Annotated in this window: 12 protein-coding genes and 1 pseudogene; 4 read left to right on the top strand and 9 right to left on the bottom strand. The window is 65.1% G+C overall.

The genetic code is table 11. The annotated features are described in order from the left end of the window. Nucleotides 1–6: 6 nt before the first annotated feature. Nucleotides 7–213 carry a hypothetical protein gene (locus tag ACVW1C_RS25225; RefSeq protein WP_173638800.1) on the bottom strand — a complete coding sequence of 69 codons (207 nt, stop codon included), beginning with the start codon at nt 211–213 and terminating at the stop codon, nt 7–9. Between the two features lie 85 nt (nt 214–298). On the opposite strand from ACVW1C_RS25225, the pseudogene ACVW1C_RS25230 reads away from it, so the two are divergent. Then, nucleotides 299–657 (top strand): annotated as a pseudogene (locus ACVW1C_RS25230) (oxidoreductase); the annotation flags it as partial. A 126-nt stretch (nt 658–783) separates the two neighbouring features. Here ACVW1C_RS25230 and ACVW1C_RS25235 read toward each other — a convergent pair. The 3 genes from ACVW1C_RS25235 to ACVW1C_RS25245 form a co-directional block, all read right to left on the bottom strand. Next, on the bottom strand, nt 784–1,851 hold the full coding sequence (locus ACVW1C_RS25235; protein WP_456760713.1) for a carboxylesterase family protein: 1,068 nt from the start codon (nt 1,849–1,851) through the stop codon (nt 784–786). 23 nt (nt 1,852–1,874) lie between these two features. Next, entirely contained in the window at nt 1,875–2,846 is a 972-nt protein-coding gene (locus ACVW1C_RS25240; RefSeq protein WP_456760714.1) for a S1C family serine protease, read from the bottom strand. 144 nt (nt 2,847–2,990) lie between these two features. Continuing rightward, nucleotides 2,991–4,508, bottom strand: coding sequence for an AMP-binding protein (locus tag ACVW1C_RS25245; RefSeq protein ID WP_456760715.1), 1,518 nt, complete (start codon nt 4,506–4,508; stop codon nt 2,991–2,993). Between the two features lie 323 nt (nt 4,509–4,831). On the opposite strand from ACVW1C_RS25245, the gene ACVW1C_RS25250 reads away from it, so the two are divergent. Beyond that, a complete protein-coding gene (locus ACVW1C_RS25250) occupies nt 4,832–5,152 on the top strand; it encodes a PilZ domain-containing protein (RefSeq protein WP_092123608.1) in 321 nt (106 codons plus the stop codon). Between the two features lie 9 nt (nt 5,153–5,161). Here the strand turns inward: ACVW1C_RS25250 and ACVW1C_RS25255 are convergent, their stop codons facing one another. Beyond that, nucleotides 5,162–5,431: a hypothetical protein gene (locus ACVW1C_RS25255; RefSeq protein WP_456760716.1), complete on the bottom strand. Its 270-nt coding sequence runs from the start codon at nt 5,429–5,431 to the stop codon at nt 5,162–5,164. Nucleotides 5,432–6,107: 676 nt separating this feature from the next. Then, entirely contained in the window at nt 6,108–7,148 is a 1,041-nt protein-coding gene (locus ACVW1C_RS25260) for an IS110 family RNA-guided transposase (protein WP_456759367.1), read from the bottom strand. A 449-nt stretch (nt 7,149–7,597) separates the two neighbouring features. Between ACVW1C_RS25260 and ACVW1C_RS25265 the strand changes: the two genes are divergently transcribed. Next, a complete protein-coding gene (locus ACVW1C_RS25265) occupies nt 7,598–8,683 on the top strand; it encodes an IS4 family transposase (RefSeq protein ID WP_456757913.1) in 1,086 nt (361 codons plus the stop codon). A gap of 363 nt (nt 8,684–9,046) precedes the next feature. On the opposite strand, the gene ACVW1C_RS25270 is transcribed toward ACVW1C_RS25265, so the two are convergent. The 3 genes from ACVW1C_RS25270 to ACVW1C_RS25280 are packed head-to-tail and all read right to left on the bottom strand — an operon-like array spanning nt 9,047 to nt 11,482. Continuing rightward, nucleotides 9,047–10,075 (bottom strand): peptidoglycan -binding protein, encoded by a 1,029-nt coding sequence (locus ACVW1C_RS25270; RefSeq protein ID WP_456760717.1) that lies wholly within the window; start codon nt 10,073–10,075, stop codon nt 9,047–9,049. Nucleotides 10,076–10,099: 24 nt separating this feature from the next. Next, nucleotides 10,100–10,471 (bottom strand): VOC family protein, encoded by a 372-nt coding sequence (locus ACVW1C_RS25275; RefSeq protein ID WP_456760718.1) that lies wholly within the window; start codon nt 10,469–10,471, stop codon nt 10,100–10,102. Between the two features lie 15 nt (nt 10,472–10,486). Beyond that, nucleotides 10,487–11,482, bottom strand: a complete 996-nt coding sequence (locus tag ACVW1C_RS25280) for a flagellar motor protein MotA (RefSeq protein ID WP_456760719.1) — start codon at nt 11,480–11,482, stop codon at nt 10,487–10,489. Between the two features lie 543 nt (nt 11,483–12,025). Between ACVW1C_RS25280 and ACVW1C_RS25285 the strand changes: the two genes are divergently transcribed. Continuing rightward, a complete protein-coding gene (locus ACVW1C_RS25285; RefSeq protein WP_456760720.1) occupies nt 12,026–13,228 on the top strand; it encodes an efflux RND transporter periplasmic adaptor subunit in 1,203 nt (400 codons plus the stop codon). Nucleotides 13,229–13,234 lie beyond the last annotated feature (6 nt).

Genomic DNA, 13,234 nt, shown 5'->3' on the forward strand with positions numbered 1-13,234 from the left:
CGGCAGCTACTTCGCGGCGACCCTTGTCCATTCCTCGTGCGCCCGCGCCTTCAGCAGATTCCAGTCACGCGCGGCGACGTCCCAATTCACGATCGTGCGGGTGTCCTGCGCAACCTGCCCATTGGCCACGCTCGAGGTCTGCATCGAATCGTAGACATAGACGCCGCAAACCAGCAGCAGCGCGCCCAAAATCATGCCGAAAAACGTCCGCATCGCATAATCCCTCCGGTGTCGGCGGGATAACGTCGTGGGGTTCGCTGTAGTTCCGCCGATCGATCGACTGCGCGCGAACACCTCATCCCGCGAGCTAAGGGGCATCGAGACCTCGATCATCGCCCGGCGCCTTCACCGGCGGCACCAACCATTTCGCGCATTCCGGCCGTCCCGCCGATCAGGCACGCGCCGCCGGATATGAAGCCGGTCCCTACGCCGGCTTCGGCGAGCAGATCATGAAGGCGTTTTCGGCGATCGCGCCCGAAGATGCCGAGGCGCCGTTCGTCGCGATCGTCAAAGTCGTTGACACCCGTTCGGCAAGCGGCCGTTCCGCGTCCGTATCGATCCGACCCAGGACGTGCCGAGGCCGCCTTCGGCGTGATCGACCGCGTCCGCAACGAGATGCTGCACCGGGTCGGGCTCGCAGACCTGCTCAAGCCGCGGGTGAACGGCCAGGCACGCTCTATCCGCGTCATTGCGAGCGAAGCGAAGCAATCCATCGTGCCACACGTGGAGGCATGGATTGCTTCGTCGCTTCGCTCCTTGCAATGACGCATGAGCGGGTTCTTCTTATTCCCCACTCAGCCACCGAAAAATCTCCGCATTGATCTCGCGCGGATAGGTGTGGCTGAGATCGTCGATCTCGCGATAGATCACCCTGGCGCCGGCGGCCGACAGCAAGCCCTGGGTCTGCCGCGCGGTCTGCACCGGGAACATCCAGTCGAGCCGGCCATGGGTGATGAAGATCGGCAAGCCGCGCAGCCGCCCTGCATCGGCCATTTCGGCCATCAGCGGATGGAAGGTCGCGGCAACCGGCGCCAGATGCGTGAAGCGCGAGGCGCCGTCGAGCCCGCTCACATAGCTGAACGTGCCGCCGTCGCTCATGCCGGTCAGCAGCATGCGCCTTTCGTCGATGCGCCAGCGCGCCCGCACCTGGTCGATGATGCGGTTGAGGTTCGGCGTGTCGGCGTCGTCGCCCATCAGTGCCCAGGTCTGCCCGGTTGCGGTCGGCGCCACCAGGATGGCGCCGCGGCTGCGCGCATCGCGCAGCCAGCTCCACAGGAACCCGCGGCCGTTGCCGTTGCCGCCGTGCAGCGCCATCACCAGCGGCCAGCTGCGATCCGGCGTGTAATATTCCGGCACATACATCGAGAAGCCGCCGCGGCTGCCCGGTTCGTTGCGCTCGTGGAAGATGCCGGTGTCGGAATTCGGCGTGGCCGCGAGCTTGGCCTGCAGGTCGGCGTCCTCGCGCAAGTCGGGCGCGATGAAGAAGCCGCTGACCGGCGGCAGCTCGGTCAGCGGATAGAGCGCCTCCTGTGCGCGCGGCAGATAGCGCAGCGCGCGAAATACGCTGACCAGATCGCCCTCGCCATTCTGCACCGCGCGCAGGCCGGCATAGCCGGCGAGCGCCGGTTCGATCGCCGCTTCCAGCGCGGTCTTGATGTGCGCGAATTTCTCCGGCCAATCGGCAAGCCGGGGCCGCACCGCCTGCAGGGCCTCCTCGGGCTCGCCCGCGATCTGCATCACGCGGTCGAAGTCCGGCGGATTGAGGTTGCGCGCGACAAAGGACAGCGATTCCAGCGTCTGCAACAGCGGCGGCAGCAAGGCCACGATGTCGTCAACCACGGCCTCGCTCATCGTTGCTGCCTCTTTTCTTTCTCTTAATGCAGCCGCGGCGCCTTCAACAGCTTCATGCGGTCGATCGAGGTCAGCGTCACGTCGAAGGTGACGCCCTCATGGTAGATGGTCAGCGGCACGTCGACGCCGGCTGCGCCGAGCGACCAGAGCTTGCGGTAGAAGCCGGTCTGGCTCGTCACCTTGTCGCCGTCGACCGCGAGGATCACGTCGCCGGTCTTCAGCTCGGCGCGCGCCGCCGGTCCCTTGCTGGCGACGCCAACCACCACGAGGCGGTTGTCGATCTCGGTCGTGTACATGCCGAGCCACGGCCGCGCCGGCTTGTCGACACGGCCGAACTTGCGCAGGTCGCTCAGCACCGGCTTGAGCAGGTCGATCGGAACGATCATGTTGACATGCTCGGCGCGGCCCGAGCGTTCGCGTTCGAGCTGCAGCGAGCCGATGCCGATCAGCTCGCCGGCATTGTTGATCAGTCCGGTGCCGCCCCAGTTCGGATGCGACGGATAGGTGAAGATCGCCTCGTCGAGCAGATATTCCCAGTAGCCGGCGAACTCCTGCTTCGCCGCGATCTGGCTCGCGACCGAGCGCGTGCGGCCGCCGGCGCCGCCGAGCACGACATTGTCGCCGACCTGCGTCGCCGCCGACGAGCCGATCGGCAGCGGCTTGATGTCGAGCCGTCCCAGCGCCTGCACCAGGCCGAAGCCGGATTCGAAATCGAAGCCGAGTGCGTGGCCCTCGACCGCGCGGCCGTCGCCGAGATGCAGCCACACCGTGGCGGCTTCGGTGATCAGATAGCCGATCGTCAGCACCAGCCCGTCGTCGATCAAGACGCCGTTGCCGGCGCGCTCGGTGCCGAGGGTCTCGGCGCTGAAGGCGTCAGGCGGAATGATCGAATGCAGCCCGATCACGCTCGTCAGCGCACGATCGAGGTCGAAGCGGTAATCTTCGGGGCGGGGCTGAAAGGCCGCCGGCACTTTCCATTCGGTGGTGGAGGGCATCAAGGATCTCCTGGCGTGCAGGGCGCTGGAACCTCATGGTAGTCCGAGGTTCTGCCGGCAGGGAAGCTGGAATGATATACCTTGCGCGGCGGCCTGCACAGCTCATCTGGCGTGCAGAGCTGCCCCTCGCAAGATGAACCGAACCTAATCGCTTTTTGCTGCCGCGCGCGCCGGCATGATGCGGAAAGCGCGGTCCTGCTTGATCCAGGCGGCGCGCTCGTCGCGCAGCATGGTGCGGCGAACCTTTCCGGAATCATCGCGCGGCGCCGTACCGACGCGCTCGAAACTTTCCGGATGCTTGTAGCGGCTGAGCCGGTCCTTCAGGAAGTCGCCCATGCCGTCGGCGATCTTCTGCGCATCGGCAGTCTCGGCGAGTTCGAGGATCGCATGCACGCGCTGGCCGAATTCCGGATCGGGCAATCCGACCACGACGCAGGAGCGCACCTCGGGATGCTCGCTCACCGCGGCCTCGACCTCGGCCGGATAGATGTTGGCACCGCCGCGCAGCACCATGTCGGCGAGCCGGTCGCCGAGATAGAGATAGCCTTCCTCGTCGAGCCGGCCGATATCGCCGAGCGATTCCCAACCGTCAGGCCGGCGCTTCGGTGATGCGCCGAGATAGTGGTAGGTGGAGCCGGCGCCGTCATTGGGCAGGAAGTAGATCTCGCCGGTCTCGCCGGGCGCGACGTCGTTGCCGTCCTCGCCGATGATGCGCAAGCGCGCGGTCTCGCCGATCTTGCCGACCGAGCCCTTGTGCGCCATCCACTCTGTGCCCGAGATCACGCAGGCGCCCTGCCGCTCGGTGCCGCCGTAGAGCTCCCAGACCCGCTCCGGCCCGAGCCATTCGATCCACTTCTCCTTCAGCCAGGGCGGCATCGGAGCAGCCATGTGAAACACGATCTGCAGGCTGGAGACGTCGTAGCGGTTGCGCACCTCTTCGGGCAGCGCCCAGATCCGGTGCATCATGGTCGGCACGAAGTTGACCCATTGCACGCGCTCGCGCGCGATCAGCCGCAGCGTCTCCTCGGCGTCGAACTTCACCATGCCGGTCAGCCGTCCGCCGCCGAACAGCGCGGAGTGCGACAGGATGAACGGCGCGTTGTGATAGAGCGGGCCCGGGTTGAGCACCGAGGCCTCATGTGGCATGCCGAGCAGCAGCGGTGCCGTGGTTTCGATCACAGCGGGGTTGTGGTCGAGGATCACCTTCGGCCGCCCGGTCGAGCCGCCGCTCGTCATCGCCTTCCAGTAGCGCGCGACCGGTGCATCGAGCGGCTCTTCGAAAAATCCTTCCGGCACGAAATCCACCGGCAGCGAATTCGGCGCATTCCAGTCGGCCTCGCCGCCGACCACCAGCGATGGTTTCAGGATCTCGAGCACCGCGGCGGCCTCGCCGCGCGGCAGCCGCCATGACAGCGAGGTCGGCGTCGCGCCGCATTTCCACACCGCGAAAGTGGTCTCGAAGAATGCATTGCTGTTGGGCAGCCCGATCGCGACGAAGTCGCCCGGCTTGACGCCCTTGGCGGCAAAGGCGCGCGCCCGTGCATTGGCGCGGCGTTCGAGCTCAAGCCAGGTCAGCGTGTCCGCGCCGTGACTGACGGCGATCGCGTCTGCGGGCTTGCGTTCGGCATACCAGCGCGGCACGTCGGCGAGGGGGATCAGCATGGGGCGTTTCCGGAAGACAGAGGCGGCTTGAAGCGCTCTTGTTGCAGGGATGTGGCCAAGGCCACGGCTGCCACTTCACCAACTATGCGGTCCTCGTGTCAAGCCGACGACTGCCGAGGTGGCCGGTATCCCGCTGACGGAATTGCAGAATCCTCGTTTGGTAAAAGCCGGGGCAAGATTCCGGTAAAGTTCAAGCGATCGCGCTAAGCCGGACTTTACGGGAGGGCGGCATTGTGGCTCGTGCAATTGTGTGCCGGGCGCGTCGATCAGCGTGCGCGGTCTCCAATGTCATTTCAAGGACCAATGTCTTCAAGGACGAGACGATGGCGAGCAATGGAGCACGGATCAAGGTCAGTCGCGAGCCGCGGCGCCAGCTCAACAACCGTGCGGCGTGGATCACGGTCGATGACGGCGTGACCGAGAATGCCTGCGCCGTGGTCGACATCTCGCCCGGCGGCGCCAAGATCACGACCGAGGTCGAGTTCGATGTGAAGGATCGCCTTGCGCTGACGCTGCTTGCCGATCATGCCAAGCGCTACCCTTGCGAAGTGGTCTGGCGTCGCGGCAAGACCTACGGGCTCAAATTCGTGACCGCCGACGCCGAGCCGGACGAACCGGCCGCGGAGCCCGCCGGCGCCATCTAGCGCCGCGCCTCAGCGTCCCTGCGCGCTATTGGCATTGCCGGTCGTGCTCACCGAACCGCCGGGAGCGGCCGGCGCCGCACTGAAGTTGCCGCCGGAGGACGGTGCATAGCGCTGGCCACTCTGGGCCGGGAGCGCAGTGCCGCCAACGCCGTTCGACGAAGCAGCGCGGTCGCCCGGCCTCGGTGGCAACGGCGTGCCCCCCGTGCTCTGCGCGAAAAGCTGAGCCGGGGCGAGCGTCAGGCCGGCGACGACGATGATGGCGAATGTGTTTCTGAACATGGGCTGGTCCGGATGTGCGGTGAGGTTCGAGCGGTGGCGAGACCTTCGCCAAGCCCGCACGATTGCGTCTGCAATAACGTAAGCGGTGCTGGTCCCGTTCCCAGAGGCTTCCGCCAAACCGCAAAGCAAATATCCGTGTGGTGGATGCGGGCGTGATCACGGCGCCGCGTTCGCTCTGTTATCCCCGATAGCGCACTTTCGCAGAGACGACGATTGTGGAAGTAGGCGGTGCAGTGTCGTCCCGGGCTTGACCCGGGACCCACAACCACTAATGGCAATTGTTGCGCGACGCCAGGGCCACAGCCCGCTTCAACAACCCGACCCTGTGGTTATGGGTCCCTGCTTTCGCAGGGACGACGATTGTGGAAGTAGGCCGTGCCACACACTCAGTGTCGTCCCGGGCTTGACCCGGGACCCATATGTGGACGGCCCCCGTGGCACAAGAGCTTTCTGGGATTGATCGGATCGCTTGCATCCATATGTCCGGCCTGTTGAGTGCAATCGAATGAATCGCTGGCCAAGATGGTTTGCGCGATGCGAGTTCCAAACAACCACGCGACCTGTTGACGGCCGATGGGTCCCACGGATTGTCTCGCATCGTTGCTCGATCGATCGCTCCATCTGCTCTTGCAGCTCCGGGTCGGCTGACGAGCGAGCCCGCCGGCCGGCCAATCTGTTAAGCGGTACCCGTCGTAGCGGCATTCAGCCGTGCGGCGTCATAACTCTCACCCGTCACCATCAGCTTCCAGGCGATGCGCGCCACCTTGTTGGCAAGCGCTACGGCCGCAAGCTTCGGCGGCTTGCGCTTGATCAGCGCCAGTAGCCAGCGCGAGTGATGACCGCGTCCGCGCCTGGCCTGCTGGATCACCGCCGTGGCCCCGACGACCAGCAGACGGCGCAGGTCCTCATCGCCCGCCCGCGTGATCTTGCCAAGCCTGGTCTTGCCTGCGGTGGAGTGGTCCTTGGGCGTGAGGCCGAGCCAAGCCGCAAAGTGACGACCTGAGCGGAACGCGGCCGGATCAGGTGTCTTCATCACCAGCATCGTTGCAATGATCGGACCGATCGACGGAATCTGCGCCAGGCGCCGGCCCGTGGCATCGCCGCGGTGCCAGGCCATCAGCTTGGCCTCAACCGCCTCCAACTCGTCCTCGAGCCTGACGCACTCCCGGCCCAGCATGGCAAACAGCTCGCGCGCCAGAGCGGGAAGCGTCTCGTCCTGCGCGATCCGCGCCAGCAGCGGTTCGATCGCCTCCAGCCCCTTGGGCGCGATCAGGCCATACTCCGCCGCATGGCCGCGGATCGTGTTGGTCAATTGGGTGCGCCGGGCGATCAGTCCGTCGCGGACCCCCATCAGCATCAGCGCAGCCTGCTGCTCGGCGCTTTTCACCGGCACAAAGCGCATGCTCGGCCGGCTCATCGCCTCACACAGGCCTTCTGCGTCTCGCCCGTCATTCTTGTTCCGCATCACGTAGGGCTTCACCAATTGCGGTGCCATCAGCTTCACCTCATGGCCCAGCCTGGAAAGCTCTCGCGCCCAATATTGCGACGCCCCGCAGGCCTCCATCCCGATCACCGTCGGCGGCAATTTGGCGAAGAACTCCAGCACGAGTTTGCGCGAAAGCTTCTTGCGTAAGACCGGCTGCTCGGACGCATCAACCCCATGCAGCACAAAAATATGCTTCGACGTATCCATCCCAATGCGGATAATCTGGTTCACGGACGGCTCCCATGTCTGAGATTTGTAACAACCTCATTCTGGCACACTGATGCCGTAGGGGGCCGTCCACACCATCAACCACCAATCATCGCTGCTCGGCCGAGCTGCGGCCCCAGCCCGTGCAGCGACAGGCAACGGTGGTTGGGTCCCTGCTTTCGCAGGGACGACGATTGTGGAAGTAGGCCGTGCCACACATTCGATGTCGTCCCGGGCTTGACCCGGGACCCATAACCACAAATGGCAATTGCTGCGCGACGCCGGGGCCACAGCCCTCTTCAACAACACACCCCTGTGGTGATGGGTCCCTGCTTTCGCAGGGACGACGAGAGCGGATGCAGGCCGTGCCGCACACTCAATGTCGTCCCGGGCTTGACCCCATAGGCGCTAAAATAGGATTTGCGCGTTGAATTTGTATGTGATTCCAAGAAGGGATGAGACACGAATCGCTTGTGAACGAAGACTGGGCGCGTGTTGTTGCTCGGCTTGGTGGGGCTGAGGCTCTGGAGGTTGGCGCGCGCGAGACGAAGGCGTTTGTTCGTCCGCGCGAGATCACCAATGCGGTTGATTTGCTGCGGCTGATCCTTGCGTATTGTCTGGGCACGCGGGGTTTGCGGCTGACGGCGGCGTGGGCGACGTCGGTGGGCCTTGTCGACATCTCCAACGTGGCTCTGTTGTATCGCTTGCGTCAGTCCGGAGATTGGCTGGCGCAACTGATAGGTCAGGCACTTGCGAGTGGTGCGCCGAAGGCAAGCCGCGGTCGGCTGATCCGCATCGTTGACGCCACGACGGTCCCCAAAGCCGGAACCGAGGGCAGGCAAAACAACGCAGTGTGGCGTATCCACAGTGCGTTCGATCTTCCGCAAGAGCGCTTTGGGCACTTCGAGCTGACCGATGAGGGCGCAGGCGAGACACTGGATCGGATACCCGTGACTGCCGGCGAGATCCGTCTTGCCGACCGTGCCTACCTGCAACCAGAGCGCAAGGCGCATCTGGTCGATGCCGGCGCGGACTTCGTGATCCGCGCGGGCTGGAAGAGCGCGCGTTGGCTGGATCGCAACGGCAACCTTGTCGATCTCATCGCAGAGCTGCGCAAGGCCTTGGCAGGCGGCATGATCGATCGACCGATCTGGATAGAGCGCAAGTCCGGTGCGCAACCGCTTGCTGTGCGCTTGGTTGCGGTCAAAAAGCCGGCGCATGCGGCCGCGGAGGCGCGACGCAAGGCACGCAGGACAGCCCAGAAGGGAGGCCATCAACTCTCCAGGCAAACGCTTGAGGCCGCAGATTGGGTAATCCTGGCGACCTCGCTCAAGGGCGAGGACTTCACGGCTGCTGACGTCATTGCCCTCTACCGGTTGCGATGGCGGATTGAGCTCGGCTTCAAGCGGCTGAAGAGCTTGATTGGCTTGAAGGGACCTCCCGGAACTGACCAGCGGTCCGCTAAACCCCATATCCTCGCTCACCTGCTGATCACTCTACTGCTCGAGCCGTTGGTCGACGAACTCGAGGACTCTCCCCGCTTGGACGAAGCCGCCTGACCGGACCTTCCGCATGGCGCCTGCTACGTCAGCTCATCGCCTCATTGCTCCAAGCCGTCATTCCCCAACCCACGATCGCTTGTCTGCGCAGAGCAAGCCGTGCTCTCCGGCGACATCTGCGCGAGCCCCCCAGACGCAAGCGCCGCTATCAGGCAATGATCAAACTATCTTAGCGCCTATGGGGCTTGACCCGGGACCCAACCACAAATGGCAATTGTTGCGCGACGCTGGGGCCACAGCTCGCTTCGACAACCCGACCCTGTGGTTGGGTCCCTGCTTTCGCAGGGACGACGATTGTGGAAGTAGGCGGTGCAACACATCAGTGTCGTCCTGGCGAAAGCGGAGCGCGAAGGCGTGTGCCACCTAGCGTTCCGTCAGCTTCAGCTCGATGCGGCGGTTGCGCTTGTAGGCATCTTCGGTCTGCGCGGTGTCGAGCGGCTGGAATTCGGCGAAGCCGGCCGCGACCAGGCGCTGCGCCGGCACGCCGAGCGAGACCAGATACTGCACCACCGAGATCGCGCGCGCGGAGGACAGCTCCCAGTTCGATTTGAACAGCGGGCTGTTGATCGGCCGCACGTCGGTGTGGCCGTCGACCCGCAGCACCCAGGCGATTTCGGGGGGGATTTGCTTGTCGAGATCGATCAGCGCGTTCGCCACGGTGTCGAGCTCGGTCTTGCCTTCAGGCAGCAGCGTTGCCTGGCCGGTATCGAAGAACACTTCGGACTGGAACACGAAGCGGTCGCCGACGATGCGGATGTCAGGACGGTTGCCGAGGATGGCGCGCAGCCGGCCGAAGAATTCCGAGCGGTATTTCGACAATTCCTGCACCCTTTGCGCCAGCGCGACGTTCAGGCGCGAGCCGAGATCGGCGATCCGGCTCTGCGATTCCTTATCGCGCTTCTCGGAGGCGTCGAGCGCTTCCTCGAGCGCCGCGAGCTGGCGGCGCAGCGCGCTGATCTGCTGGTTCAGCACCTCGATCTGCGCCAGCGCGCGCGACGACACGCTCTTCTCGGACTCCAGCGCCTTGTTGAGTTCGTTGGCGCGGCCCTGCGCGTCATTGCCGGAATTGGCGAGCCCCTCATAGAGCCCCTTCATGCGGTCACGCTCGCTCTCGGCCGAGGCGAGCCCGGCGCGCAGCTGCGACACCTGGTCGTCGAGCGTCAGCTTGGAGAGCTTCTCCAGCGACAACAGCTCGTTGAGCTGGGCGATCTTGGCGTTGAGCTGCTCCAGCGCCTTGTCCTTGCCGGTGACCTCCTGCGACAGGAAGAACTGCACGACGAGGAACACCGACAGCAGGAACACGATCGACAGCACCAGCGTCGACAGCGCGTCGACAAAGCCGGGCCAGTAGTTGAAGCCGGATTCGCTGCGGCGCGAGCGGGCGAGGGCCATTCGGTTTCCCTTTATCTGTTGCCGTCAGTCCTGCGGCGCGTGGCAGACGGCTTCGATATTGTGACCGTCGGGATCGAGGACGAAAGCGCCGTAGTAGTTTGCATGATAGTGCGGCCGAATTCCGGGGCGCCCGTTGTCCCTGCCGCCGCCCTTGATCGCGTCGTCATAGAAGCGATCGACGGTGACACGATCGTTTGCCGTGAAGGCAATGTGGGCGCCGGTCTGCGGTGTAGCGCGCCGGCCGATCCAGAAGAAGGCTTTTGGACGCACGCCATAGCCTGCAAACTCGGCCCCCTCGGCATACAGGCGGGTGATGCCGAGAGGACGCAAGGCCGCATCGTAGAAGGTCTTGGACCGCTCGATATCGCTGATGCCGATGGTCACGTGGTCCAGCACGTTGGCCTCCGTGGCTCAGCTCTTCTCGGGCTGGCGGGCGAGGCGCTCGAGCAGCCGCTTGATCTCGCGGTTCTGCTCGCCCTGGCCGTCGGCCCATTCGCGGATCATCTGCTGCTCGGTGCGCATATGCGCAACCAGACCCTGGATCGCCTCGGCAAGATTGGCCATCGCGGCCGTGGTGCCGCGGCCGCCGCCGGCGCCACCTTCCTCGAAGGTGGCACGCAGCCGGTCGATGGCGCCCTGCAGGTCGGCACCGCCGGCGCCGACGCCCTCGCCGGAAATGCCGCGCACGGTGGTGGCGAGCCAGTCCTCGAGGTCGGTGTAGAAGCGGTTCTGGGCCTGGCTCGATTGCAGGTCGAGGAAGCCGAGGATCAGCGAGCCGGCGAGGCCGAACAGCGAGGACGAGAACGAAATGCCCATGCCGCCGAGCGGGGCGGCGAGGCCCTCCTTCAGCGTATCGAACAGCGCGCCGGCGTCGCCGCCGACCTTGAGCCCGTCGATCACCTTGCCGACCGAGCCGACCGTCTCGATCAGGCCCCAAAAGGTGCCGAGCAGGCCGAGGAACACCAGCAGGCCGGTCATGTAGCGCGAGATGTCGCGGGCTTCATCCAGGCGGGTTGCGATCGAATCGAGCAGATGCCGCATGGTCTGCTGCGAGATCGACATCCGCCCGGTGCGCTCGCCGCCGAGGATCGCGGCCATCGGGGCAAGCAGGGTCGGGCGGCGCTCGATCGCAAGGCCGGGATCGGCAATGCGGAAATTGTTGACCCAGGCGACCTCGGGATACAGCCGGATCACCTGGCGGAACGCCAGGATGATGCCGATCAGCAGCACGGCGCCGATCAGGGCGTTCAGCCCGGGATTGGCGAAGAAGGCGGTGACGATCTGCTTGTACAGCACGACCCCGACCAGGCCGCAGAGCACCAGGAACACCAGCATCCGCACCAGGAAGATCCTGGGCGAGGACAGCTTGCTCAGTTCGATCTCCATCTCGGAGCGGGAAGGGGGCATTGCCGGGTCATCCGTTCGCGAAGGCCGCATCTGTCAGCAATATGGCACAGCGGTGCAGTGAGGAAAGCCGAATCCAGAGGCGGATGGCAGACCTTGGGTTGAGATTGGGCGGAGTGTTGCCGCTTTGCGCAGCGTCGCGGCCGGTCTACGGATCAACGCTCGCGCGGGCCCGAGGTCCCACCCGCAGATCGCGAGACGGGGCCGGGTTGCACGCATCGTTGGACGAGGTGCGCGCGATGCGCGGTGGTTCGGCCGGATCGCCGCCTGATGTCGCGAGGTGCGGCATTCCTGCGCAGGCAAATGACCTGTTCCCGCTCACGCAGTCCTTAACGCATTCCCACAGCCTGCGATGGAACCCGCTCACAATGCAGTGACCCGATAAAACATGCCGCGAAATCAGGGCGATAGCGTTCTGTGACAATGAGCCGCCAAGAAACGCATTGCGTCGCAGCAACGAGATTTTATTTTCACCGTAGCAACGCGAGCGCTGTCGCCGTGACACCGCCGTTCGTTTGTTCAAACCTCTCAGGGGCGATCATCTCAATGTCTGGACTTCGCGCGCAATCGGCATGCATTGCTCTGATGCTGGCCGTGACGGCGCCACTGCTTGCTAGCTGCGACGAGCCGAACTCCGCGACCGCCGCCGTACAAGCACCCGAGCGGGACGTCAGTGTCGTCACCGTGAAGCAGCAGGCGCGCGCGATGGTGCGCGAGCTGCCGGGCCGCATCGCGCCGACCCGCGTGTCAGAGGTGCGCCCGCGCGTCTCCGGCATCGTCGTCAACCGCATGTTCCATCAGGGCAGCGAGGTGAAGGTCGGCGATCCGCTGTACCAGATCGATCCACGCCCGTTCGAGGTCGAATTGCAGTCGACCGAGGCGGCGCTGGCGCGCGCCAAGGCCGTGCTCGAGCAGACCTCGCTGCAGGCCCGCCGTATCGCCACCCTCACCAACCAGCGCGCGACCTCGGAGGCCGAGAACGAGAAGGCGATCGCCAACCTGAAGCAGGCCGAAGCCGACGTGCAGGGCCGCGAAGCCGACGTCGCGCGCGCGAAACTCAATCTGGACTATGCGACGATCCGTGCGCCGATCGACGGCATCATCGGTGCTGCTGTGATCAGCGAAGGCGCGCTCGTCGTGCAGAACGACGCCGCGAGCCTTGCGACCATCCAGCAGCTCGATCCGATCTATGCCGACTTCCAGCAGTCGGTCACCGAGATGAACCAGCTGCGCCGCGCCTACGAGAGCGGCGATCTCGACCGCATCGAGGCCGACGCGATGAAGGTGCGTCTTGTGCTCGACGACGGCTCGATCTATCCGCTGCCCGGCAAGCTGTTGTTCTCCGACGCCAAGGTCGACGCCTATACCGGGCAGGTGACCCTGCGCGGCGAGTTCCCGAATCCGCACCGCATCCTGCTGCCGGGCATGTATGTCCGCGTGCAGATCGAGCAGGGCATCGACTCGGATGCGATCGCCGTGCCGCAGCAGGCGATCCAGCGCAATGGCGGCGGCGGCAGCGAGGTGTTCGTCGTCAAGGCCGACAATCACGTCGCGGTGCAGCCGGTGCGCACCGGCTCGCTGCAGGGCGGCCAATGGTTCGTGACCGAAGGCCTCAAGGCCGGGGACAAGGTCGTCGTCGAGGGTTTCCAGAAATTCGCCGCCGGCGACAAGGTGCGGCCGCTGGCCTGGCATGAGATCGACGCTGCTGCGGCAACGGATTCGCAGCAGACCGCGCACGCGGTGCGGTGATCCGAC

The sequence above is a fragment of the Bradyrhizobium sp. USDA 4011 genome, assembly GCF_054063415.1.

Coding starts and splice junctions, on each gene's coding strand:
- ACVW1C_RS25225 (WP_173638800.1), bottom strand. CDS start 213: ATGCGGACGTTTTTCGGCATGATTTTGGGCGCGCTGCTGCTGGTTTGC.
- ACVW1C_RS25235 (WP_456760713.1), bottom strand. CDS start 1,851: ATGAGCGAGGCCGTGGTTGACGACATCGTGGCCTTGCTGCCGCCGCTG.
- ACVW1C_RS25240 (WP_456760714.1), bottom strand. CDS start 2,846: ATGCCCTCCACCACCGAATGGAAAGTGCCGGCGGCCTTTCAGCCCCGC.
- ACVW1C_RS25245 (WP_456760715.1), bottom strand. CDS start 4,508: ATGCTGATCCCCCTCGCCGACGTGCCGCGCTGGTATGCCGAACGCAAG.
- ACVW1C_RS25250 (WP_092123608.1), top strand. CDS start 4,832: ATGGCGAGCAATGGAGCACGGATCAAGGTCAGTCGCGAGCCGCGGCGC.
- ACVW1C_RS25255 (WP_456760716.1), bottom strand. CDS start 5,431: ATGTTCAGAAACACATTCGCCATCATCGTCGTCGCCGGCCTGACGCTC.
- ACVW1C_RS25270 (WP_456760717.1), bottom strand. CDS start 10,075: ATGGCCCTCGCCCGCTCGCGCCGCAGCGAATCCGGCTTCAACTACTGG.
- ACVW1C_RS25280 (WP_456760719.1), bottom strand. CDS start 11,482: ATGCCCCCTTCCCGCTCCGAGATGGAGATCGAACTGAGCAAGCTGTCC.
- ACVW1C_RS25285 (WP_456760720.1), top strand. CDS start 12,026: ATGTCTGGACTTCGCGCGCAATCGGCATGCATTGCTCTGATGCTGGCC.